Source organism: Leucobacter chromiiresistens (genome assembly GCF_900102345.1).
GTDB lineage: Bacteria > Actinomycetota > Actinomycetes > Actinomycetales > Microbacteriaceae > Leucobacter > Leucobacter chromiiresistens.
Window position 1 is genome coordinate 2,071,205 of the sequence record NZ_FNKB01000001.1, and the last position, 22,591, is coordinate 2,093,795.

22 protein-coding genes are annotated in these 22,591 nt (G+C 69.8%); 19 read left to right on the forward strand and 3 right to left on the reverse strand.

The genetic code is table 11. The features are described from left to right. Nucleotides 1-79 precede the first annotated feature (79 nt). The 9 genes from murC (at nt 80) to BLT44_RS09450 (ending at nt 7,823) form a co-directional block, all read left to right on the forward strand. Nucleotides 80-1,501, forward strand: coding sequence for a UDP-N-acetylmuramate--L-alanine ligase (murC, locus tag BLT44_RS09410; RefSeq protein ID WP_010157360.1), 1,422 nt, complete (start codon nt 80-82; stop codon nt 1,499-1,501). Nucleotides 1,502-1,572: 71 nt separating this feature from the next. Next, the gene (locus tag BLT44_RS09415; RefSeq protein WP_143026035.1) at nt 1,573-2,619 is read left to right on the forward strand and encodes a cell division protein FtsQ/DivIB; all 1,047 of its coding nucleotides are present in this window, start codon (nt 1,573-1,575) and stop codon (nt 2,617-2,619) included. Nucleotides 2,620-2,764: 145 nt separating this feature from the next. Beyond that, complete coding sequence (gene ftsZ / locus BLT44_RS09420; protein ID WP_010157356.1) at nt 2,765-3,991, forward strand: cell division protein FtsZ; 1,227 nt, start codon at nt 2,765-2,767, stop codon at nt 3,989-3,991. A 5-nt stretch (nt 3,992-3,996) separates the two neighbouring features. Further along, on the forward strand, nt 3,997-4,692 hold the full coding sequence (locus tag BLT44_RS09425) for a YggS family pyridoxal phosphate-dependent enzyme (protein WP_010157355.1): 696 nt from the start codon (nt 3,997-3,999) through the stop codon (nt 4,690-4,692). A 30-nt stretch (nt 4,693-4,722) separates the two neighbouring features. Next, nucleotides 4,723-5,220, forward strand: a complete 498-nt coding sequence (locus BLT44_RS09430) for a cell division protein SepF (RefSeq protein WP_010157354.1) — start codon at nt 4,723-4,725, stop codon at nt 5,218-5,220. A 2-nt stretch (nt 5,221-5,222) separates the two neighbouring features. Next, nucleotides 5,223-5,516, forward strand: coding sequence for a YggT family protein (locus BLT44_RS09435; RefSeq protein WP_010157353.1), 294 nt, complete (start codon nt 5,223-5,225; stop codon nt 5,514-5,516). 90 nt (nt 5,517-5,606) lie between these two features. Continuing rightward, a complete protein-coding gene (locus BLT44_RS09440) occupies nt 5,607-6,299 on the forward strand; it encodes a DivIVA domain-containing protein (RefSeq protein WP_010157352.1) in 693 nt (230 codons plus the stop codon). Between the two features lie 8 nt (nt 6,300-6,307). Continuing rightward, nucleotides 6,308-6,919, forward strand: a complete 612-nt coding sequence (lspA, locus tag BLT44_RS09445; RefSeq protein ID WP_244887474.1) for a signal peptidase II — start codon at nt 6,308-6,310, stop codon at nt 6,917-6,919. Then, the gene (locus BLT44_RS09450; RefSeq protein ID WP_010157349.1) at nt 6,906-7,823 is read left to right on the forward strand and encodes an RluA family pseudouridine synthase; all 918 of its coding nucleotides are present in this window, start codon (nt 6,906-6,908) and stop codon (nt 7,821-7,823) included. The genes lspA and BLT44_RS09450 overlap by 14 nt, the downstream gene beginning before the upstream one ends. A gap of 19 nt (nt 7,824-7,842) precedes the next feature. On the opposite strand, the gene BLT44_RS09455 is transcribed toward BLT44_RS09450, so the two are convergent. Next, nucleotides 7,843-9,369 (reverse strand): glycosyltransferase family 2 protein, encoded by a 1,527-nt coding sequence (locus BLT44_RS09455; protein WP_010157348.1) that lies wholly within the window; start codon nt 9,367-9,369, stop codon nt 7,843-7,845. Between the two features lie 171 nt (nt 9,370-9,540). Between BLT44_RS09455 and BLT44_RS09460 the strand changes: the two genes are divergently transcribed. From BLT44_RS09460 to msrA, 4 genes are all read left to right on the forward strand, one after another. After that, nucleotides 9,541-10,620 carry an acyltransferase gene (locus BLT44_RS09460; RefSeq protein ID WP_010157347.1) on the forward strand — a complete coding sequence of 360 codons (1,080 nt, stop codon included), beginning with the start codon at nt 9,541-9,543 and terminating at the stop codon, nt 10,618-10,620. A gap of 107 nt (nt 10,621-10,727) precedes the next feature. Continuing rightward, a complete protein-coding gene (dnaE, locus tag BLT44_RS09465; RefSeq protein ID WP_050803193.1) occupies nt 10,728-14,234 on the forward strand; it encodes a DNA polymerase III subunit alpha in 3,507 nt (1,168 codons plus the stop codon). 34 nt (nt 14,235-14,268) lie between these two features. After that, complete coding sequence (nadE, locus tag BLT44_RS09470; RefSeq protein ID WP_010157345.1) at nt 14,269-15,108, forward strand: ammonia-dependent NAD(+) synthetase; 840 nt, start codon at nt 14,269-14,271, stop codon at nt 15,106-15,108. Beyond that, complete coding sequence (gene msrA / locus BLT44_RS09475) at nt 15,105-15,629, forward strand: peptide-methionine (S)-S-oxide reductase MsrA (RefSeq protein WP_029608348.1); 525 nt, start codon at nt 15,105-15,107, stop codon at nt 15,627-15,629. Before nadE ends, msrA begins: the two co-directional genes overlap by 4 nt. On the opposite strand, the gene ssb is transcribed toward msrA, so the two are convergent. Then, complete coding sequence (gene ssb / locus BLT44_RS15785) at nt 15,626-16,204, reverse strand: single-stranded DNA-binding protein (RefSeq protein WP_010157343.1); 579 nt, start codon at nt 16,202-16,204, stop codon at nt 15,626-15,628. The two genes, msrA and ssb, sit on opposite strands and share 4 nt — an antisense overlap. A 218-nt stretch (nt 16,205-16,422) precedes the next feature. On the opposite strand from ssb, the gene BLT44_RS09485 reads away from it, so the two are divergent. The 3 genes from BLT44_RS09485 to BLT44_RS09495 all read left to right on the forward strand — a co-directional run bounded on the left by BLT44_RS09485 (nt 16,423) and on the right by BLT44_RS09495 (nt 19,236). Beyond that, nucleotides 16,423-16,911, forward strand: a complete 489-nt coding sequence (locus tag BLT44_RS09485; RefSeq protein WP_010157342.1) for a DUF6993 domain-containing protein — start codon at nt 16,423-16,425, stop codon at nt 16,909-16,911. A gap of 89 nt (nt 16,912-17,000) precedes the next feature. Further along, nucleotides 17,001-18,683, forward strand: a complete 1,683-nt coding sequence (ettA, locus tag BLT44_RS09490; RefSeq protein WP_010157341.1) for an energy-dependent translational throttle protein EttA — start codon at nt 17,001-17,003, stop codon at nt 18,681-18,683. A gap of 85 nt (nt 18,684-18,768) precedes the next feature. Beyond that, nucleotides 18,769-19,236, forward strand: a complete 468-nt coding sequence (locus BLT44_RS09495) for an acyl-CoA thioesterase (protein WP_010157340.1) — start codon at nt 18,769-18,771, stop codon at nt 19,234-19,236. Between the two features lie 24 nt (nt 19,237-19,260). On the opposite strand, the gene BLT44_RS09500 is transcribed toward BLT44_RS09495, so the two are convergent. Beyond that, nucleotides 19,261-20,142, reverse strand: a complete 882-nt coding sequence (locus BLT44_RS09500; RefSeq protein ID WP_010157339.1) for an acyl-CoA thioesterase — start codon at nt 20,140-20,142, stop codon at nt 19,261-19,263. A 134-nt stretch (nt 20,143-20,276) separates the two neighbouring features. Between BLT44_RS09500 and BLT44_RS09505 the strand changes: the two genes are divergently transcribed. The 3 genes from BLT44_RS09505 to metK all read left to right on the forward strand — a co-directional run bounded on the left by BLT44_RS09505 (nt 20,277) and on the right by metK (nt 22,588). Then, nucleotides 20,277-20,924, forward strand: a complete 648-nt coding sequence (locus tag BLT44_RS09505) for a DUF8185 domain-containing protein (protein ID WP_010157338.1) — start codon at nt 20,277-20,279, stop codon at nt 20,922-20,924. Between the two features lie 66 nt (nt 20,925-20,990). Further along, nucleotides 20,991-21,278: a DNA-directed RNA polymerase subunit omega gene (rpoZ, locus tag BLT44_RS09510; protein WP_010157336.1), complete on the forward strand. Its 288-nt coding sequence runs from the start codon at nt 20,991-20,993 to the stop codon at nt 21,276-21,278. Nucleotides 21,279-21,394: 116 nt separating this feature from the next. Continuing rightward, on the forward strand, nt 21,395-22,588 hold the full coding sequence (metK, locus tag BLT44_RS09515; RefSeq protein ID WP_010157335.1) for a methionine adenosyltransferase: 1,194 nt from the start codon (nt 21,395-21,397) through the stop codon (nt 22,586-22,588). Nucleotides 22,589-22,591 lie beyond the last annotated feature (3 nt).

The window sequence follows — 22,591 nt, forward strand, 5'->3', positions numbered from 1 at the left end:
CCGACGCGCAGCGGGTCCGCATCGGCGGGCGGCTCGCGTCGCGGTACGCTTGACTGTTGATTCGTGCTGAGGAGGCGCCATGATCTATCCCGACCTCGAACTGCAGATTCCCGACGAACTCGGGCGGGTCCATTTCGTCGGCATCGGCGGTTCGGGCATGAGCGGCATCGCCCGCATGATGCATCAGGCGGGCGTCGCCGTGACCGGTTCCGATCGCAGCGCGAACTACTCGACCGACGCGCTCGTCGAGCTCGGCATACCGGTGGCGATCGGGCACGACGCCGCGAACGTCGGCGATGCCGACACGCTCGTGGTGACGGGCGCGCTCTGGACCGACAACCCGGAGTACCAGCGCGCCCTCGCTTCGGGGCTCCCGGTGCTGCACCGCTCGCAGGCGCTCGCCTGGCTGGCTCGAAGCGCGCGCGTGGTCTCGGTCGCGGGGGCGCACGGCAAGACGACGTCGACCGGCATGGTGGTGACCGGGCTGCTCGGCACGGGAGCCGACCCGTCGTTCGTCAACGGCGGCGTGATCGAGTCGCTCGGGGTGAGCTCGGGCGCCGGCGCCGACGACCTGTTCGTCATCGAGGCGGACGAGTCGGACAAGTCGTTCCTGCTCTACGACACCGCCGTGGCGCTCATCACGAACGTCGACCCCGAGCACCTCGACTTCTACGGCTCCCGCGAGGCCTTCATGCAGGCCTTCGTCGACTTCGCGCGGGGTGCGCGCGAGCAGATCGTGATCTCCGCCGACGACCCGGGTGCGCTGGAGGTGCTCGCCGCGCTGCGCGAGCAGGGCGGGCATGCGCCGGTGCGCACCTTCGGCGAGGCGGCGGAGGCCGATGTCCGCATCGTCGAGGTCGATGATTCCGGCCCCGTGCGCTTCGCCGTCGAGATCGACGGCGAGCGGTACGAGGCGCAGCTCTCCGTGTACGGCAGGCACAACGCCGTCAACGCGGTGGGAGCGCTCGCCGTGCTCACCGGCCTCGGGTTCGAGCCGGCCGGTGCGCTGCAGGCGATCGCGGCCTTCGGAGGGACGAAGCGCCGGTTCGAGTTCCACGCCGATGTGAACGGCGTGCGCGTGTACGACGATTACGCGCATCATCCGACGGAGGTCGCGGCGCTGCTCGATTCGGCGCGCGCGGTGGTCGGCGACGGCCGGCTCATCGCGATCCATCAGCCGCATCTGTACAGCCGGACGCGCCTGTTCCATCGGGAGTTCGCCGAGGTGCTCGAGCAGGGCGCCGATCACACGGTGGTGCTCGCCGTCGACGGGGCCCGGGAGGACCCGGTGCCCGAGGTGACGGGGGCGCTCGTCTCGGACGACTTCCGGGATGCGGATCGCGTGGCCTATGTGCCCGAGTGGGAGGACGCCGCCGAGTACCTCGCACGCTTCGCACGCCCCGGCGATGTCATGGTGACGATGAGCTGCGGCACCGTCTACCGCATCATCCCGCAGGTGGTGGCGGCGCTGCGCGACCGGTTCGAGCTCGAGGCGCGGTGAAGCGCCCGGGCGGTTTCGATCGGACTCCGGATCGGCCGCGGCCGGAGCCGGAGTCCGACGGGCGCCCGCGCGTGCCTGCGACGCGCGCCCGTGCGGGGGAGGTCTCGGCTGAGGAGCCGCGACCGCGGTTGAGCCGTGTGCGGGCGCCGCAACCGGCTCAGGCGGAGTCGCCCGTGCCGTCGTCGGAGACCGCCGGCACGATCGACCTGAGCGATGTGCGCGCTGCGCGGACCGCCGCGCTGCGCCACGGCGCGTCGCTCGGCGACGAGCACGCCACGGTGGATCTCGGGGCGCTCGATGCGCCCCGCCGCTCGCCGCTCGAGCGCTTCCGCGGCACGGCGCAGGATCCGGTGCTCATCGCGGAGCGACGGCTCGCCGCGGCCGCCCGGCAGCGCAAGCGGCAGGCGCGCGGCGAGCGGCGCCGGTTCTCTGCGGAGGCGCGTCGGCGCAGGCGACGCTGGTACGTCGTGCTCGCGGCGGTGGGGGCGCTGGTGCTCTTCGTCGCGGCGGGGGTGTTCACGCCGCTCATGGCGGTGCGGGAGATCGAGGTCTCGGGAGTCGAGAGCGTCGACGCGGGTGAGGTGCAGGCGGCGCTCGAGCGGTTCGAGGGCCGGCCGCTCGCGCTGATCGACGACGGCGAGGTGCATCGGGCGTTGGAGCCGTTCCCCGTGATCCAGCGGTACGCCGTCGAGCGCGTTCCGCCGCACACCCTCGTGGTGCGCATCGAGGAGCGCACCCCGGTGATCTCGGTCGCCGGCTCGGAGGGCGTGCAGCTCTACGACGCCGCCGGTGTGCTGCTCGGCTCCGCCGATGCGGCGCCGGCCGGCGTGCCGCTCGGAGCGGGCGCGCTGACCGACCTGAGCTCCGCGGCGTTCAGATCGGCCTCTCGCGCGCTGCGCGACATGCCCGCGGATCTCCGCGGGCAGATCACCGGCGCGAGTGCGACGAGCGCTCAGGATGTCACGTTCGCTCTCGCGAGCGGGATCACGGTGATCTGGGGCGACGCCGATGACAGTCGCCGGAAGGCGGTCGTGCTGCAGGCGATGCTCTCGTCGCTCGCGGACCAGTCGGTGTCTCGCATCGATGTCTCGGCGACCGAGGCGCCCGTCTTCGAGTAGCGCGGCCCGGTTCTTTCGGCGGGCGCGCGGCGTGTCAGGCGATGCGCATCCCCTCCCGCCCATACGGTGGTGCGCAGGAAATGTATACGGCAATACTAACTCTTAACCTTAAGTAGAGGTTGAAGGTTAGGGGCGGAGGAAGCACGTGTCAGCGAACCAGAACTACCTTGCGGTGATCAAGGTCGTCGGCGTCGGCGGCGGCGGCGTGAACGCGGTCAACCGGATGATCGAGCTCGGGCTGCGCGGCGTCGAGTTCATCGCGGTCAACACCGACGCTCAGGCGCTGCTGCTGAGCGACGCGGACGTCAAGCTCGACGTGGGCCGCGAGCTCACCCGCGGGCTGGGCGCCGGCGCCGACCCCGAGGTGGGGCGCCGCGCGGCCGAGGACCACGCGGAGGAGATCGAGGAAGCGCTCGCCGGCGCCGACATGGTGTTCGTGACCGCGGGCGAGGGCGGCGGAACCGGCACCGGCGCCGCACCGGTTGTGGCGCGCATCGCGAAGTCCATCGGCGCGCTGACCATCGGCGTCGTCACGCGACCCTTCAGCTTCGAGGGCAAGCGGCGCGCGGCCCAGGCCGACGCCGGCGTGCACACCCTCCGCGAGGCCGTCGACACGCTCATCGTCGTGCCCAACGACCGCCTCCTCGACATCAGCGAGCCCGGCATCAGCATGATCGAGGCGTTCGCGGCCGCCGACCAGGTGCTCCTCGCCGGCGTCTCGGGCATCACCGACCTCATCACCACGCCGGGCCTCATCAACCTCGACTTCGCCGACGTGAAATCGGTCATGCAGGGCGCCGGAGCGGCGCTCATGGGCATCGGATCCGCCCGCGGCGCCGACCGCGCCATCAAGGCCGCCGAGCTCGCCGTGGCCTCCCCGCTGCTCGAGGCGTCCGTCGAGGGCGCCCACGGCGTGCTGCTCTCCATCCAGGGATCGTCGAACCTGGCGCTGAGCGAGATCTACGAGGCGTCGACGCTGGTGCAGGATGTGGTGCACCCCGAGGCGAACATCATCTTCGGCACCGTCATCGACGACACCCTCGGCGACGAGGTGCGCGTCACGGTCATCGCCGCCGGATTCGACGACGAGACGCCCGCCCCCGTGCCGGGACCGGAGCGCGGGCGGCGCGGCAGCCACGTCGAGAGCCTCGACGAGGTCGCCGCTCCTGCGGCCGCCGCCGGAGCCGCCTCGGTCGGCGCGGGCGCCGCGTACTCGGGCCTGTCGGCCGCGGGCGACGCGGGATCCAAGAACCCTCCCACCGGGCAGTTCGGCGAGGTGCTCTCCAACCCTCCGGTCGAGGCGCAGATCTCCGATCCCGCATTCGACGGCGACGATGACGACGATCTCGACATCCCCGAGTTCCTGAGGTAACCCGCATGAGCGAAGCGAGCGGCGCCGCGTTCCCCGAGCTCGAGGAGCGTCTGCAGAGCGTGCGCGAGGGGATCGCGGAGGCCTGCCGAGACGCCGGGCGCAGCACCGAGAACGTCGATCTGATCGTCATCACGAAGTTCCACCCCGCCGAGCTGATCGCGGCGCTCGCGGCACTCGGGGTGCGCGACGTGGGGGAGAATCGCCACCAGGAGGCGCAGGAGAAGGCCGAGGCCCTCGCCGATCTCGACCTGCGGTGGCACTTCGTCGGTCAGCTGCAGACGAAGAAGGCGCGCCAGGCCGCCCGATACGCCCACGCCATCCACTCGATCGATCGCGAGCGTCTCATCGATGCGATCGGCGACGGCGACCGCGTGATCGACGCGTTCCTCCAGGTGAACCTCACCGACGACCCGGGTCGAGGCGGCGCGGCGCCCGACGAGCTCGAGCGGCTCGCAGAACGGGTGCTCGAGGCTCCGGCGCTCCGGCTGCGCGGCGTGATGGCCGTCGCCCCGCTCGAAGAGCCGGCCGCCGCCGCATTCGAGCGGCTCGCCGGCTACTCCGAGCGCGTTCGGGCTCTGGCTCCCGGCGCCGATGCGATCTCCGCCGGCATGACCCACGACTATCGCGAGGCCATCGCGGCCGGCGCGACACACCTCAGGATCGGGAGCGCAATCACCGGGAAACGCCCGGAGCCCCGGTAGTCTCGAACCACCGCACCGTTGGGAGAAAACATGAGCAACCCGCTGAAGAAGACCATGGTGTTCCTGGGCCTCGCCGAGGAAGACCTCGACGCCCAGAATGCCGAGTCGGCCCAGCCGGCAGCCCCGCGCGCTGCGCAGACCGCCCCGGCGCCGAAGCCGGAGGCCGCGCGCCCGCAGGCCCAGCGGGCCGCGGTCACTCCGCTGCGCCGCGTCACGCCGACGCGGCAGCCGTCTTCGCAGCCGATGAACGAGATCCTCACGGTGCACCCCACCGCTTACGCCGATGCGCAGACCATCGCCGAGAGCTTCCGCGACGGCATCCCCGTCATCGTGAACGTCTCCCGGATGACGGATGGCGACGCGAAGCGCCTGATCGACTTCGCGAGCGGCCTCACCATGGGGCTCAGCGGCCGCATCGAGCGCGTCACGAGCAAGGTCTTCCTCCTCTCGCCCGAGCATATCGAGACCGGAAGCGATCTCTCGCAGAAGAACGACAGCGGTTCGTTCTTCGTAGCCCCGTCGGCCTGAGCGTGGAGATCGTCGCCGCGATCGCCTTCATCCTCCGGCTGGCACTCAGAATCTTCACGTTCGTGCTCTGGGCCCGGTTCGTGCTCGACTGGGTGACGGTGCTGAACCGCCAGTTCCGACCGCGGGGCGTGTGGGCCGTGCTCGTCGAGCTCGTGTACACCGTGACCGACCCGCCGATCCGGATGTTCCGCAAGATCTTCCCGCCCATCCGGCTCGGGCGCGTCGCGCTCGATCTCGGGTGGCTGCTCACGATGATCTCGTGTCTGATCCTGATCGCGATCCTCTCCGCCTGGTAACCGCGACCCGCGCACCTGCGCGAACCCGACTTTATTTGCTAGCGTTGTTCTAGACCACGTCAGTGGTCCCGAAGCGAAAGAGACGTAACGATGGCCTTGACTCCCGAAGATGTCGTGAACCAGAAGTTCACGATCACGAAGTTCCGCGACGGATACGATCTCGATCAAGTCGATGATTTCCTGGACACGATCGTCGAGGAACTCCGTCAGCACGAGCAGGAGAAGGCGGAGCTGCGCGCTCAGATCGACGAGCTGACGCAGAAGCTCGCCGCAGCCGAAGCAGGAAGCCCGGCGTCGGAGAGCGCGGAGTCCGAGGGAGCCGCCTCCGAGCAGACCATCGTGGTCGAGGCCCCGGCGCCGACGCCGCAGCCGGCCGCACCCGCGCAGAGCCAGACGGTCGCCGAGACCGGCGGCGCCGTGCCGCAGCCCGACGCGGTGAAGTCGAGCGCCATGCTCCAGCTGGCCCTCGAGCTGCACGACAAGCACGTGCACGAGGGCGAGGCGACGCGCGACAAGCTCATCTCGGAGGCCGAGGCGAAGCGCGATCAGATGATCCAGGACGCCGAGCGCACCGCCAAGCAGCTCGTCGACGAAGCGCAGAAGCAGCGCTCCGAGGAGCTCCGCCAGCTCGGCGAGGAGCGCAGCGACCTGCAGTTCAAGATCAAGGACCTGCGCCAGTTCGAGAGCGAGTACCGCTCGACGCTGCGGTCGTACATCCAGTCGCAGCTGCGCGGCCTCGACGGCTCGCCCGAGCCGGCCGGCGCTCCCGACGGTCTGCAGTAACCCGGAGCGTGAGCGACGCTTCTGAGCACCGGGCGGAGGCCCCGCCCGGGTCACAGCGTCGAGCGCTGGTGCCGCTGCTCCTTCTGGGAGTGGCGGCAGCGGTGTTCGCTGCCGATCAGCTCGTCAAGAACTGGGTGGTCGACCATCTCGTCGAAGGGCAGACGGTTCCCGTCTGGGGTGAGTTCCTTCGTTGGCACTTCGTGAGGAATCCGGGGGCGGCGTTCTCCTTCGCCACCGGTTCGACCTGGATCTTCACGATTCTCGCCGCCGTCGTCGTGATCGTGATCCTCTGGCAGATCCGCCGGCTGAAGTCGGTTCCGTGGGGGCTCTTCCTCGGGCTGCTGCTCGGCGGGGTGCTCGGCAATCTGACCGATCGCCTGACTCGGGAGCCCGGGTTCCCCCAGGGGCACGTCATCGATTTCATCTCCACACCGTGGATGTGGCTCGGCTTCCCGGAGGCGATCTACAACATCGCGGACATCGCGATCGTCTCGGGGATGCTGCTGTTCGTGGCCATCTCGCTCCTCGGCGTGCACATCGACGGCCGCCCGCGCGAGCGCTCCGGCGAACCGGAGATCGCCGAGACGTCTCCTGGAGAGGACTCCCGTGGAGCAGCGTAGCCTTCCCGTTCCCGACGGGCTCGTCGGCGATCGCGTCGATGCCGCGCTCGCGAAGATGCTCGGCTTCTCGCGGAGCTTCGCGGCCGAGATCGCGGCTGACGGAGGCGTGCGTCTCGACGGCCGCGAGCTCGGCAAATCGGACCGCCTGACCGCTGGCGGGTGGCTTGAGGTCAGCTGGGAGGAGAAGCGCGGCCCCGAAGTCGTTCCCGTGGTGCTGCCGGATCTCGGCATCGTGCACGATGACGACGACATCGTGGTCATCGACAAGCCAGCGGGCGTCGCCGCGCACCCCTCACTCGGGTGGCAGGGGCCGACCGTGCTGGGAGCCCTCGCGGGAGCGGGGTACCGCATCGCGACGTCGGGACCGGCCGAGCGGCAGGGGGTCGTGCACCGGCTCGACGCGGGCACGAGCGGACTCATGGTCGTCGCGAAGAGCGAACGCGCCTACAGCGAGCTGAAGCGCGCCTTCAAGGCGCGCGAGGTCGAGAAGATCTACCACGCCGTCGTGCAGGGCCATCCCGACCCGTTCGCCGGCACCATCGAGGGGCCGATCGGGCGCCACCCGGGGCACGAGTGGAAGTTCGCGGTGACGCGAGACGGAAAGCCGTCGGTCACCCACTACGAGACGCTCGAGGCCTTCCCGTACGCCTCGCTGCTCGAGATCCGCCTCGAGACCGGGCGCACGCACCAGATCCGCGTCCACATGTCCGCGCAGCGACACCCGTGCGTGGGCGACGGCATGTACGGCGCCGACCCGACGCTCTCGGAGCGACTGCACCTCACCCGGCAGTGGCTGCACGCCAAGCGCCTCGGGTTCCGGCACCCGGGAACCGGCGAGGCGGTGCACTTCTCGAGCGACTACCCCGCGGACCTGCAGTTCGCGCTCGACGCGCTCGGCGGCTGATGCCACTCGTCGCGTTCGATCATCGGGTCGATCGCACCTGCAGGCTGAAGTTGCCGCGGTTCGTCGCGTAGACGCGCACGCCGTCGACGCGACGGTCGAGGCCTGGCTGCGCCGTCAGACGGGCGCGATCGCCGCTCGTCGAACGATCGGCGTACAGCACCGTCCAGGCGTCGACCCGCTCCCCGCGATAGCGTCGCAGCAGATCGTGCGGCAGCACGAACCGGTACCGGGGGGCCGCGTCGTCGCGCGGAGCTACGCCCGTGGCCGGCGCCGGGGGAGCGAGACGCCCGGGAACGGCCGCCGCCCGTCCCCGCTTGCGGCCGGAGAGGAGCAGGGTCGCCCGCGGACGATCGCGGAGGAGGAGGTCGGCCGCCACCCGGCTGGCCCCGCGCACGGCGCGTCGCGTGATGAGCGGTCGCAGCGCGCGGTAGACGCGGTCGGCGAGGCGCACCCGCAGGCCGGCCCCGGCCTTCCGAGCCGGCGCGTCCGGGTGCGCGGCGTGCACCGCGACCGTCAATTCGATCCCGCCCGGAACGGCGCGCGTCCCCGAGACCGTCCCCGTGTGCTCGAGCAGCTCCGCCGCCCGGATGAGCGTGTCGAGCCCCGCGACGTCGCCCGCTCGGATCAGTTCGACCTTGCGGCGATCCGTGGGGTGCGCGATGCGCGCGTCGGCCTCGGCCGGGAGGAGGTCGCGCAGGAAGTCGCGATGCAGCGCGACCCACTGGGCGCGCTGCGCCTCGTCCATGCGCAGCCACCGCTTCGGCGCGTAGAAGCGGAGCCCCTTGCGGCCGAAGAACTGCCGCACGAGCGAGACTCCCGCCTCGCGGTCGGGCGCCCCTTCCAGCAGGGTCTCTGCGATGCGCCGGCACGAGGCCACATAATTCTCGGGATCGATGCGCTGGCCCGAGATGTTGCCGCCGTCGTCGCGCAGCGCGATGAAGTAGAGCGGCCCGGCTCCGCAGAACATGATGCGTCGCGCCTCGATGTACGCGCGCGTCACGAAGATGCCGTCCTCGAGGCGCACGCGCCCCTCGGGGAATCGGAGACCGATGCGCTCGAGCATCGCGCGTCGGAAGAGCTTCTGCGGCGAGAGCGTCTCCATGGCGCGGGCGAGCTCGATCGGCCCCTCCGGGTGGCGTTCGAAGAGGGCCTGCACCTGCCGCCCGCCCGTGCCCTCGAACCGGGGGATCACGACGTCGGCGTCGTGCTCGTCGGCCTGATCCACCATGAGTCGGAGCGCCTCGGGTGCCATGGTGTCGTCCGCATCCATGAACAGGACGTACGTGCCGCGCGCGCGTTCGAGCCCGCGATTGCGGGGCATGCCCGGCCAGCCGCTGTTCTCCTGGTGCACGACCGTCACCCGGTCGTCGAGCGCGGCGAAGCGGTCGAGCTCGGCCCCCGAGCCGTCGGTCGATCCGTCATCGATCGCGATGATCTCGAACGCGGCGAGCTGCTGGGCCAGGAGCGACTCGACGGTGCCCGTGAGGTACGGCATCGAGTTGTATACGGGAATCACGACGCTCACGATGGGCGCGGTCTCGGTCACGTTCTCTCCTCGAAATCGGTCGCGCACCGGGCCGGAGCCTGCCGGCCGCGGGGGCGCGTCTCCCGCTCACCCTACCCCGCGCGCGCCCCGAGGAGACTGGCCGCCACCGCTCGGCGACCGCGGCTGCGCGCTCAGGTGCGCGCCCAGAGTGGTTCGATAGTGTGAACGGGTATGAGGACGGAACCGGATCGCCGCGCGAGCGGGAGCCGCGCGCCGTCCGGCAGGGTCGAGTACTTCGACGTGCTGCGCTGCGTCGCGATCCTCGCAGTCGTCATGATCCACGCGGCGATCACCGAGTGGCACGAGATCCCCGTCGAGTCCGCGCGGTGGGACGAGCTGACGTGGATCAACAGCGCGCTGCGCTTCTCGGTCCCGATCTTCTTCATGATCTCGGGCGCGCTCTTCCTCGATCCGGCGAAGCCCGTACCGCTCCGAGTCCTGTTCCGGCGCCGGATTCCCCGGCTCGTCGTCGCCTACGCGGTGTGGTCCTCCGCGTACGCCGCGCTCGACGTGTACGGGCCGGGGGGCAGCGGCGATCTCGGGGACTTCGCGACCGCCGCCGTCACCGGTCACTTCCACCTCTGGTTCCTCCTCGCGCTGATCGGGCTGAACATCGGCACGCCGATCCTGCGCAAGATCGTGGAGGATCGGCGCGTCGCCTGGTACTTCGTCGCGCTCGCCGTGCCGTTCACCGCCGTGCTCCCGCTGCTCACGGGGATCCCGGTGCTCGGCGATCTGCTCGGGGATGTGCTCGGATCCATGCGCTTCGACCTCGTGCTCGGCTACGCCGGATACTTCGTGCTCGGCCATCTGCTGCACACCGGCGCGATGCGCCGCGGCGCGCTCGTGGGCTGGACGATCGCCGCGCTCGTCGGCATCGTCGTCACGTACGCGGGCACGAGCGCGGTCTCGCGCGCCGCGGGGGAGACGGACGAGCGCTTCTTCGACTTCACGACCCTGAACGTCGCGGTGGTCTCGGTCGCCGTGTTCTGCGCGGCGAAGGCGTGGGGCGACGCCCACCGGCTCACCCCGCGCTGGGGTCGGGCGATCGGCTTCGTCGCGGCCGCATCGTTCGGGGTGTACCTGGTGCACCCCCTCTTCCTCTGGGCGCTGCGGCAGTTCGGGGTCTCGACGGAGATCGCTCCGCCGACGATCGGCGTCGTACTCGTCACCCTGCTCGCCTGCGCGCTCAGCCTCGTCGCGTCGGCGCTGCTGCGCCTGCTGCCGCGCGTGCGCGGGGTGCTCGCCTGACGCCGGCGGGGGCGCGGGCGGAGTACGCTTGATGAGCGGCGAAAGGGGATTCAACCTTGTCTGATTCCGACGGATTCGTTCATCTGCACGTGCACAGCGAGTACTCGATGCTCGACGGTGCGGCGCGCGTGGGGCCCCTCATGGAGGCCGCCGCCGCGCAGAACATGCCGGCGATCGCGGTCACCGATCACGGCAACACCTTCGGCGCATTCGACTTCTGGAAGCAGGCGAAGGACCACGGGCTCAACCCCATCATCGGCATCGAGGCCTATCTCACGCCGGGCACGCACCGGTCGGACAAGACGCGCGTGCGCTGGGGCGACGGCGGCGGCGACGACGTGTCGGGAGCCGGCGCTTACACCCACATGACGATGCTCTCCGAGACGACGCAGGGCATGCACAACCTGTTCCGGCTCTCCAGCTACTCATCGCTCGAGGGCTACTACTTCAAGCCGCGCATGGACCGCGAGCTGCTGCAGACCTACGGAGCCGGGCTCATCGCCACCACCGGGTGCCCCTCCGGCGAGATCCAGACGCGCCTCCGCCTCGGCCAGTACCAGGAGGCGCGGCAGGCCGCGGCGGAGTTCCAGGACATCTTCGGCAAGGAGAACTTCTTCTGCGAGCTGATGGATCACGGGCTCGAGATCGAGCGGCGCGTGCAGACCGACCTCGTCAAGATCGCGCGCGACCTGTCGATCCCGCTCGTCGCGACGAACGACCTCCACTATGTGCACGAGTCGGACGCCGAAGCGCACTCCGCGCTGCTCTGCGTGCAGTCGGGCTCCCGCCTCGACGACCCGAACCGGTTCCAGTTCAGCGGCTCGGGGTACTACCTGAAGACGGCCGCGGAGATGCGCCACATCTTCCGCGACTTCCCCGAGGCGTGCGACAACACGCTGCTCATCGCCGAGCGGTGCGACGTCGAGTTCAACACGTCCGCGAACTACATGCCCAGGTTCCCGGTGCCCCAGGGCGAGACCGAGGACAGCTGGTTCGTGAAGGAGGTCGAGGCGGGGCTGCAGTACCGCTACCCCTCCGGCATTCCTGACGCGGTGCGCAAGCAGGCCGAGTACGAGATCGGCGTCATCACGCAGATGGGGTTCCCCGGGTACTTCCTCGTCGTCGCCGACTTCATCAACTGGTCGAAGAACAACGGCATCCGCGTCGGCCCCGGGCGCGGCTCGGGCGCCGGTTCGATGGTGGCGTACGCGATGCGCATCACCGACCTCGACCCGCTGCAGCACGGCCTGATCTTCGAGCGATTCCTCAACCCCGACCGCGTCTCGATGCCCGACTTCGACGTCGACTTCGATGATCGCCGTCGCGGCGAGGTCATCAAGTACGTGACGGAGAAGTACGGCGATGAGCGTGTCGCCCAGATCGTCACCTACGGCACGATCAAGTCGAAGCAGGCGCTGAAGGACGCCTCCCGCGTGCTGGGCTTCCCGTTCGGCATGGGGGAGAAGCTCACCAAGGCGATGCCGCCCGCGGTGATGGCGAAGGACATCCCGCTCTCGGGCATCACCGATGAGAAGCATCCGCGGTACAAGGAGGCCGCCGAGTTCCGGGCCGTGCTGCAGGAGGACCCCGAGGCGAAGACCGTGTACGACACGGCGCTCGGCCTCGAGGGCCTGAAGCGGCAGTGGGGCGTGCACGCCGCCGGCGTCATCATGTCGAGCGATCCGCTCATCGACATCATCCCGCTGCAGAAGCGCGAGCAGGACGGCCAGATCGTCACGCAGTTCGACTATCCCACGTGCGAGGGCCTCGGCCTCATCAAGATGGACTTCCTCGGGCTGCGCAACCTCACGATCATCTCGGATGCGCTCGAGAACATACGGCTGAACCGCGGCGAGGAGCTCGACCTCGAACGGCTCGAACTCGACGACGCACCCTCGTACGAGCTGCTCGCGCGCGGCGACACGCTCGGCGTGTTCCAGCTCGACGGCGGCCCCATGCGCGGCCTGCTGCGGCTGATGAAGCCCGACAACTTCGAGGACATCTCGGCGGTGCTCGCACTGTACCGACCCGGACCCATGGGCGCCGATTCGCACACGAACTACGCGCTGCGCAAGAACGGGCTCCAGCCGATCACCCCCATCCACCCCGAGCTCGAGGAGCCGCTGCAGGAGATCCTGTCGACGACCTACGGCCTCATCATCTACCAGGAGCAGGTGATGTCGATCGCCCAGCGCGTGGCGGGGTTCTCCCTCGGCCAGGCGGACATTCTGCGACGCGCGATGGGCAAGAAGAAGAAGTCGGAGCTCGACAAGCAGTACGCGGGTTTCTCGGGCGGCATGCGGGAGCGCGGCTTCTCCGACGCTGCGATCAAGGCGCTCTGGGACATCCTGCTCCCGTTCTCGGACTACGCCTTCAACAAGGCCCATTCCGCGGCGTACGGCGTGGTGAGCTACTGGACCGCGTACTTGAAGGCGCACTACCCGGCCGAGTACATGGCGGCGCTGCTCACGAGCGTCGGCGACTCGAAGGATAAGCTCGCGATCTACCTCAACGAGTGCCGGCGCATGGGCATCAAGGTGCTGCCGCCCGCCGTCAACGAGTCCTTCGCGAACTTCTCGGCCGTCGGGACGGACATCCGGTTCGGGCTCGGCGCGATCCGCAACGTCGGCACGCACGTCGTCGACGCGGTGCGCGAGGCGCGCGAGTCGAAGGGGCGCTTCGAGTCGTTCCACGACTACCTGAAGAAGGTGTCGCTCTCCGCGTTGAACAAGCGCACCACCGAGTCGCTCATCAAGGCGGGCGCCTTCGACGGACTGGGCGGCACGCGCCGCGCGCTCGTCGAGATCCACGAGTCGGCCATCGAGAGCGCGGTGAAGGAGAAGCGCGACGCCGAGAACGGCAACGTGGGCTTCGACTTCGACAGCCTCTTCGCGGAGGCTGCCGAAGCGCAGGGCGGCTCCGCGGAAGCGGTGTCGCAGGTGCCCGATCGCCCGGAGTGGACGAAGAAGGACAAGCTGTCGTTCGAGCGGGAGATGCTCGGCCTCTACGTCTCCGACCACCCGCTGCGCGGGCTGGATGCGGCGCTCGCCAAGGAGGCCAGCGCCACGGTGCAGCAGATCACGAACCCGGACGCGACGTCGAGCTTCGACGGCGAGATCGTCACGGTGGCGGGTCTGCTGACGAGCGTGCAGCATCGCACCGCCAAGTCGGGCAACCTCTACGGAATGGTGACCATCGAGGACTTCACGGGCGAGGTGCAGGCGCTCTTCATGGGGAAGTCGTATCAGGAGTTCGGCAGCCTGCTGCAGCCCGACTGCGTGGTGGCGCTGCGCGGCAAGCTGAACGCCCGCGACGACGGGATGTCGATGCACGCGTACGGGGTGAAGCCCATCGACGTCTCCGCTCAGGAGGACGCGTCGACGCTCACGATCACCTTCGCCGATGCCCGCGCCACGGAGAAGCTGATGGACGAGCTGAAGGACACGCTGTCCCGGCACCGCGGCGACAGCGAGGTGCGGATCAACCTCATGACGTCGACCGCGATCCGCGTCTTCGAGCTTCCGCAGCAGGTGCGCATCTCGGCTGATCTGTTCGGCGAGCTGAAGGGCCTGCTCGGCCCCCGGTGCCTCCTTCCGGTCGAGGATCTGGTGTAACCCCGTCGCAATGCGGGCGGAGTAGGGTGGGCCTATGAGTGAGACGCAGCAGCAGATCATCCGAGCCCTTGATGTCAGTGCCGATATCGTTCCCGATCGCGAGGTCGAGCGCCGCGTCGCCTTCCTGGTGGAGTACGCGCGCGCCGTTCCCGGCTCGCGGGGGTTCGTGCTCGGGATCTCGGGCGGTCAGGATTCGTCGCTCGCGGGCCGGCTGGCGCAGCTCGCCGTCGAGCGGCTCCGCGCGGAGGGCCGGGAGGCGACGTTCGTCGCGGTGCGACTGCCGCACGGGGTGCAGCACGACGAGGACGACGCCCGGCTCGCGCTGTCGTTCATCGCACCCGATGAGACCGTCACGGTGGACATCGAGCCGGCGACGACGGCGATGGCCGACGCGGTCGCCGCCGCGGGCCTCCCCATCACCGATTTCAACCGGGGCAACGTGAAGGCCCGCATGCGCATGATCGCGCAGTACGCGATCGCGGGCGACCGCGGCCTGCTCGTGATCGGCACCGATCATGCCGCGGAGGCTGTGACGGGCTTCTTCACGAAGTTCGGCGACGGCGCGGCGGATGTGGTGCCGCTCGGCGGGCTCACCAAGAGCCAGGGCGCCGCGATGCTGCGGGAGCTGGGAGCGCCCGAGCGCCTGTGGCAGAAGGTTCCCACGGCGGATCTGCTCGACGACGAGCCGGGGCAGTCGGACGAGTCGAGCCTCGGCGTGACGTACCGCGAGATCGATGCCTACCTCACCGGGAACACGATCGGGCCCGAATCGGTTGAGAACCTGGAGCGCCGATACCGCGCGACGGAGCACAAGCGCCGTCCTCCCGTTGCTCCCGGCGACGAGTGGTGGGTGTCGGCAGAAGGGGAGTCATGACTACTACGTACGTACTCGCAGGGGGATGCTTCTGGTGCCTGGACGCGGCCTATCGCGCGCTGAACGGGGTGACGGAGGTGCTCTCGTGCTACACCGGGGGAGACACCGCGCGGCCGAGCTATGAGCAGGTCTGCACCGGCCGCACGGGTCACGCGGAGGCCGTCGCGGTGACCTTCGATCCCGAGACCATCCCGTCGGACGTGATCCTGGATGCGTTCTTCACCATGCACGACCCCACGCAGCTCAACCGTCAGGGCAACGACGTGGGCACGCAGTACCGCTCGGCGATGTTCCCGGCCGACGACGCTCAGCGCGAGGCGTTCGAGGCCGCGCGGTCGCGCGCGGGCGACCTCTGGCCGGGGGAGATCGTGACGACGATCGAGCCGCTGGGCGAGGTGTTCCCGGCGGAGGAGTACCACCAGGATTTCTTCGCCAAGAATCCGACGCAGGGCTACTGCCTCGCGGTGGCCGTGCCGAAGGTGAACAAGGTGCGGGCATCGTTCTCGCAGTATCTGCGCTAGGCGGCCGATCGCAGCGCGCTCGCGCCTGAGACGGGAGCCCCGGCATCGGACGCGGTGCCGGGGCTCTGCGGCGCCTCGGCCTCGGCCGCCGCGCCCGGCCAGCCCTGCGGCGTCGCTCCGGCGTCGGCTCCTGCGAACCCCTCGGAGCCGTCGACCGTCTCCGACTCGGGGCTGTCGACCGCCTGCGACTCCGGGCTGTCGCTGATCTCGGGCTCGGCGGGCGTCCGTCTGCTGAAGGCGGTGACGCCCCAGCGCAGGTCGTGCCCGATCGCATCGGCCTCGATCTCGACGCTGGTGCCCGACTTCTCCTCCGTCTCCCACCGGCGCACCCGCAGGCGGCCGTGCACGACGACCCGCTGCCCCTTCGTGAACGACGCGCCGGCGTGCGCCGCCAGGCTGCGGAAGGCGTTGACCGTGAACCAGTTCGTCTCGCCGTCGACCCAGAGGTTCTGCTCCCGGTCGAATCTGCGGTCGGTGCTGGCGAGGCGGAACGTGCAGAACGTCGCCTTCCCCGGTGCGCTGGTGGTGCGCGGGTCGGTGGCGATCGTGCCGATGACGGTGACGGTGGTGGACATGGTGCGCTCCTTCGCTGAGCCCTGAGGGCGGGACTGGGGTGACCGGGCGGACCGTGCCGTGCGGAGTCCGATCCGCCCGTTCGACTTCAGCCTGCCCCGGCACGCGCTCCTTGCCGCGTCGGACGCCGTGATCTGTGGAGTGCTGCGAGGGCTGCGGCCGGGAGCGAAACTGTGAGCGATCATCCGTCGTCCGGAGCCTGAGTGCGTACACTGGGCGCGTGCCTGTTGCTCCGCTCTCCCGTCGTCGTTCCGCCGCGCTCGCGTGCCTCGCCCTCGGTCTCAGCACTGCACTGCTGAGCGGCTGCGCCCTGCTCGAGGGCCCGCAGCCGGAGACCCCGGAGCGCACCGAGGCCCCGGCGCCCGAGACCGCCCCGGAGCTCGTTCCCGGCGGCACCGCCGAGGAGAACCTGCCGTACTTCACCGAGGTGCTGCGCACCTTCAGCGCGGGCGCCGAGCCCGTGCAGGGCGCGCCCATCGTGCAGGCCGTCGCCGACGCCGGCTTCGACCGGTCGGCGATGCAGGTCAGCTTCGATCAGAGCAAGACGAACCTGCCGGCCGACAACATCTTCGTCTCGGTGCGCATCGGGTCCGACTGCCTCATCGGGCAGGTCGTGGCGGAGGACCGCAGCTTCGTGGCGAGGAACGAACCGGCGGTCGGGCCGTCGGGCGACATCTGCCTCATCGGAGAGACGGCGCCGATCGGCTGAGCCGCGCCTCGGCGCGGTAGAGTGGTGGCGATCCGCAACCCACCATTCCAATAAGGGAGTTCGGGGCGCCTGTGCGCCCGAGTGTGTATATGGCTGAGTACATTTACCAGATGGTCCGCGCGCGCAAGGCGCACGGCGACAAGGTGATTCTCGACGACGTCACGATGGCGTTCCTGCCCGGCGCGAAGATCGGCGTCGTCGGCCCGAACGGCGCCGGCAAGTCGACGATCCTGAAGATCATGGCGGGGCTCGACACGCCGTCGAACGGCGAGGCGCACCTCACCCCGGGGTATTCCGTGGGCATCCTGATGCAGGAGCCCGAGCTCGACGAGGACGCCACGGTGCTCGAGAACGTGCAGCAGGGCGTCGCCGAGATCAAGGGCAAGCTCGACCGCTTCAACGAGATCTCGCTCGAGATGGCCGATCCCGACGCCGACTACGACAAGCTGCTCCCCGAGATGGGCGAGCTGCAGGAGGCCATCGACGCCGTCGACGGCTGGGATCTCGACAGCCAGCTCGAACAGGCGATGGACGCCCTCCGCTGCCCGCCGGCCGACGCGATCGTGTCGCACCTCTCCGGTGGCGAGAAGCGCCGCGTGGCGCTCTGCAAGCTGCTGCTCGAGAAGCCCGATCTGCTGCTCCTTGACGAGCCCACCAACCACCTCGACGCGGAGAGCGTGCTCTGGCTCGAGCAGCACCTCGCGAAGTACCCGGGCGCCGTCATGGCCGTCACGCACGACCGCTACTTCCTCGACCACGTCGCTACGTGGATCTGCGAGGTCGATCGCGGCCGCCTCTATCCGTACGAGGGCAACTACTCGACGTACCTCGAGCAGAAGGCCGCGCGCCTCGAGGTGCAGGGCAAGAAGGATCAGAAGCTCCAGAAGCGCCTCAAGGAGGAGCTGGAGTGGGTGCGCACGAATGCGAAGGGGCGCCAGGCGAAGTCGAAGGCGCGACTCGCGCGCTACGAGGAGATGGCGACGGAGGCGGAGCGCACGCGGAAGCTCGACTTCGAGGAGATCCAGATCCCCGCCGGCCCGCGTCTCGGCAACGTGGTGCTGGAGGCGAAGAACCTCAACAAGGGCTTCGATGGACGCACGCTGATCGATGGGCTCTCCTTCTCGCTGCCGCGCAACGGCATCGTCGGCATCATCGGGCCGAACGGCGTGGGCAAGACGACGCTGTTCAAGACGATCGTCGGCATCGAGCCCCTCGACGGAGGCGAGCTGAAGATCGGCGACACCGTCAAGCTGAGCTACGTCGATCAGACGCGCGGCGGCATCGATCCGAAGAAGACGGTCTGGGAGGTCGTCTCCGACGGTCTCGACTACATGAAGGTCGGCAACGTCGAGATTCCATCGCGCGCGTACGTCTCGACGTTCGGGTTCAAGGGGCCGGATCAGCAGAAGCCCGCCGGGGTGCTCTCGGGCGGCGAGCGCAACCGTCTGAACCTCGCGCTGACGCTGAAGCAGGGCGGCAACCTGCTGCTGCTCGACGAGCCGACCAACGACCTCGACGTCGAGACGCTCACGAGCCTCGAGAACGCGCTGCTCGAGTTCCCCGGCTGCGCCGTGGTCATCACCCACGACCGGTGGTTCCTGGATCGCATCGCGACGCACATCCTCGCCTACGAGGGCACCGAGGAGGAGCCCGCGAACTGGTACTGGTACGAGGGCAACTTCGAGGCCTACGAGGCGAACAAGGTCGAGCGCCTGGGCGCGGAGGCGGCGAAGCCCTCCCGCGTCACGTACCGGAAGCTCACGCGCGACTAGTCGATGAGCGGGGAGGGCGCCGGCGGTCCGGCGCCCTCGCCGTCGCCGTCGCCGGTGCGACGGCGCGTACACGAGAGGAGCCGCAATGGCACGCGCCCGCATCGACATGGAGCTGCGCTGGGCCGACCAGGACGCCTACGGCCATGTCAACAACGTCGCCTTCGCGCGCTTCCTCGAAGAGGCCCGGGTGCGCACGTTCTGGCTCGGCTCGGGGCGGGAGCGCACCGGCATGGAGCGCCACTTCCGCAGCGACGACCCGCTGGGGCCGAAGATGCTCGTCGCCGGCCAGCAGATCGAGTACCTCCGGGTGCTCGAGTACTCGGAGCACCCGATCATCGTGGAGCTCTGGATCGGGCGGCTCGGAGGATCGAGCCTGGAGGTGCACTACGAGATCGTGGACGGCGCCGCCGCAGATCGCTCGGTGGTGGCGCGCGCCATCTCGCACATCGTGATCGTGGACGGGGAGACGCTGCGGCCGATCCGCCTCTCGGATGCGGGCCGAGCCTCGGTCGGAGCGTGGACGGATGCGCCGCTGGAGATGCGCCGCACCTGAGCCCGGCCGCCCGCTCGACGCCCGTTACACCTCCTGCTGCGGGAGCGCGGGAAGCCGCATCATGCTCTCCTGCGCCACCGTCGCGACGTGGACGCCGTCGCGGTCGTAGAAACGGCCACGGGCGAGACCCCGCCCGCCCTGGGATGTGGGTGAGTCGAGTTCGTAGAGCAGCCACTCGTCGACGCGGAACGGGCGGTGGAACCACATCGCGTGGTCGAGGCTGGCCGCCCGCATCCCCGGCGTCGCCCAGGGCAGGCCGTGCCGACGCGCTACCGGCTCGAGGAGCAGGTAGTCGCTGCCGAAGGCGAGCGCCGCGGCGTTGAGCAGCGGGGAGGCGTCGAACTCCTCCCAGCTCCGCATCCAGACGTGCTGCCGCGAGGTGCGCTCGGCCACCTGGAGGATGATGTCGGATTCGACGTAGCGGAAGTCGAAGGGGCGATCGAGCACCCATGAGGCTCGGCCGTTGCCCGAGAGATGGCCGTACTTCTCCCACACCGTCGGCAGCGACTCGGGATCGGGGAGGTCGGAGAGGTCCAGCCGCTCCTGATGCTCGAGCCCCGGGTCGTCGGTCTGGAACGACGCGATCATCGACATCCGCGCTTCGCCGTGCTGGTAGGCCTGCACTCGGCGGGTGGAGAAGGAGCGGCCGTCGTGCAGACGATCCACCTCGAAGGTCATGCTGGCGTCGGCGTCGCCGGGGCGCAGGAAGTACCCGTGCATGGAGTGTATCTCCCGATCGCGCGGCGCCGTGCGCCCGGCTGCCGCGATCGCCTGCCCGAGCACCTGACCGCCGAAGGAGCGGCCGTGCGGTGTGGGCAGCGGCGGGCCGATGAGGATGTCCTCGCGCGTGCGCGCACCGGAGTCGATCACGGTGAGCATGTCCAGGAGACCTTGCGACGCGGTCATAGATCCTCCGTTGTCGGCGCGCTGAAATCGGTGCCCTCAGTCTATGCGCGCCGGTGCGCGTCTCCGTCGATGCGCGGGCTCTTCGTCGATGCGCGGGCTCTTCGTCGATGCGGGGGCCGGTAGACTCGGGGGCCATGCCCGTGACGCTTGAGTTCTCCGACGCCGCCACGCGAGACGATCTCCGCATCTTCCTCGAACGGCTGCTGCGCGCCGGGCAGCCGGACGTGCGCGTGGTGTCGCGGGGGCGCGCCCTCGCGGTGTACGGGTGCATGCAGGCGCCGCGGGGCATCACGGACTCCGTGCCCGTCGTGCTCGTGATGCGCGCCTTCGGGCTCTCCGAGGATCCCGAATCGCCGGTCGATGCGACCGTGCCGGGCCGGGCACTCCTCGATCGCATCGCGCGGATGGGACTCGCCGGGCGACGGCTCGATCTGCCCGATTCGAGTGCGCTGGCGGCGTGGGCGGGCGTGCTGCCGCCGACCGCGGGGTGGGCGCCGGCGGGGGCGCTGGACGGGCCGTCGCTCGGCTCGGTCGCGGCGGAGGGGATCGGACGCGTCGCCGAGCTGCTGCCGGCGGACCCGGGCGAGGCGGTGGTGCATCGCGTGCGCGCGTCGGTCTGGGGGCTGGAGATGGCGCCCGGCATTCCCGCTGCCGCCGCCTTCGCCGCAGAGGCCATGGGCTTCCTGAAGGACGCGCCGACCGTCGAGGTCGCCCGGTCGCTGACCTGGGTGCGGCTGCGCACTCCGAATGGGCATGTGCTCGTGCGATCCCTGCTCGGCTGAGGGGCGCGCCCAGCGAAGCGCCGAAACCTCGGGTAGGATGGGACGGTCAACTAGAGGAGTGTGTACATGGCCAATCCCAACGGCATCATCGACCCGCCCATCGACGATCTGCTCGAGAAGGTCGATTCGAAGTACGCCTTGGTGGTCTTCGCCTCGCAGCGTGCACGTCAGATCAACGATTACTACACGGATCTGCACGACGGCAACCTGTTCGACAACGTCGGCCCCCTGGTCGATTCGTCCGTCGACGACAAGCCGCTGTCGATCGCGCTGCACGAGATCGTCGAGGGCAAGCTCACGATGACGCGCCGCGCCGAAGAGGCGAGCGCGACCGACGAGCTCGAGGAAGTGTAATCTTCAGCTGCATTCGCGAGCAGCGTCGGTGGCGTCGGATACCCTGAACAGGGTCCGGCGCCACCGCTGTTTCCGGCTCCATCCTTCCGCCGTCAGCCTTTACCTTGAGGAGCACCGTGCCGCTTCGCCAGTTCACGTCAGAGTCCGTCACCGAGGGCCACCCCGACAAGATTTGCGATCGCATCTCCGACACCATTCTCGACGCGATGCTCGCGCAGGATCCCGGTGCTCGGGTGGCGGTGGAGACGCTCGTGACGACGGGGCTCGTCCACGTCGCCGGCGAGGTCTCGACCACGGGGTACGTGGAGATTCCGCAGTTGGTGCGCGAGGCGGTGCGCGACATCGGGTACACCAGCTCGGAGATGGGGTTCGACGCGTCGTCGTGCGGCGTCTCGGTATCGATCGGCCAGCAGTCGCCCGACATTGCCGGCGGCGTCGACACGTCGTTGGAGGTGCGCAGCGGCGCCGATGCGGATGACGCGCTGAACCAGCAGGGCGCGGGCGATCAGGGCATCATGTTCGGCTTCGCGACGGACGAGACGCCCGAGCTCCACCCGCTCCCGAGCTGGGTCGCCCACCGGCTCGCGGAGCGGCTCACGGAGGTGCGCAAGAGCGGCGAGCTGCCCGAGCTGCGGCCCGACGGCAAGACGCAGGTCACCATCGGCTACGACGGAGACCGCGCGGCCAGCGTCGAGGCCGTCGTGGTGTCGACGCAGCACCACGCCGGCATGACCCAGCCGGCGCTGCGCGACGCCGTCGAGCGCCTGGTGATCCGCCCGGTGCTCGAGCAGGTGGAGCTGCCGAGCGCGAATGCCGAGCTGTTCATCAACCCGGCCGGTCCGTTCGTCGTCGGCGGCCCCATGGGAGACGCCGGGCTCACCGGCCGCAAGATCATCATCGACACCTACGGCGGCGCGAGCCGGCACGGCGGAGGCGCCTTCAGCGGCAAGGACCCCTCGAAGGTCGATCGTTCGGCGGCGTACGCGATGCGCTGGGTCGCCAAGCACGTGGTGCGGGCCGGGCTCGCGTCGCGCGCGGAGCTGCAGGTGGCGTACGCGATCGGGCGCGCGCACCCGGTCGGGCTCTACGTCGAGACGTTCGGCACCGAGACGGTTCCGCTCGACCGCATCGAGCGCGCAGTGCGCGAGGTCTTCGACCTGCGACCCCTGGCGATCATCCGGGATCTCGATCTGCTGCGCCCGGTCTACGCGCGCACGAGCGCCTACGGGCATTTCGGCCGCGAGCTCCCGGAGTTCACCTGGGAGTCGACCCCCCGCGTCGCCGAACTGCGGGCCGCCGCGGGCCTGTAGGCG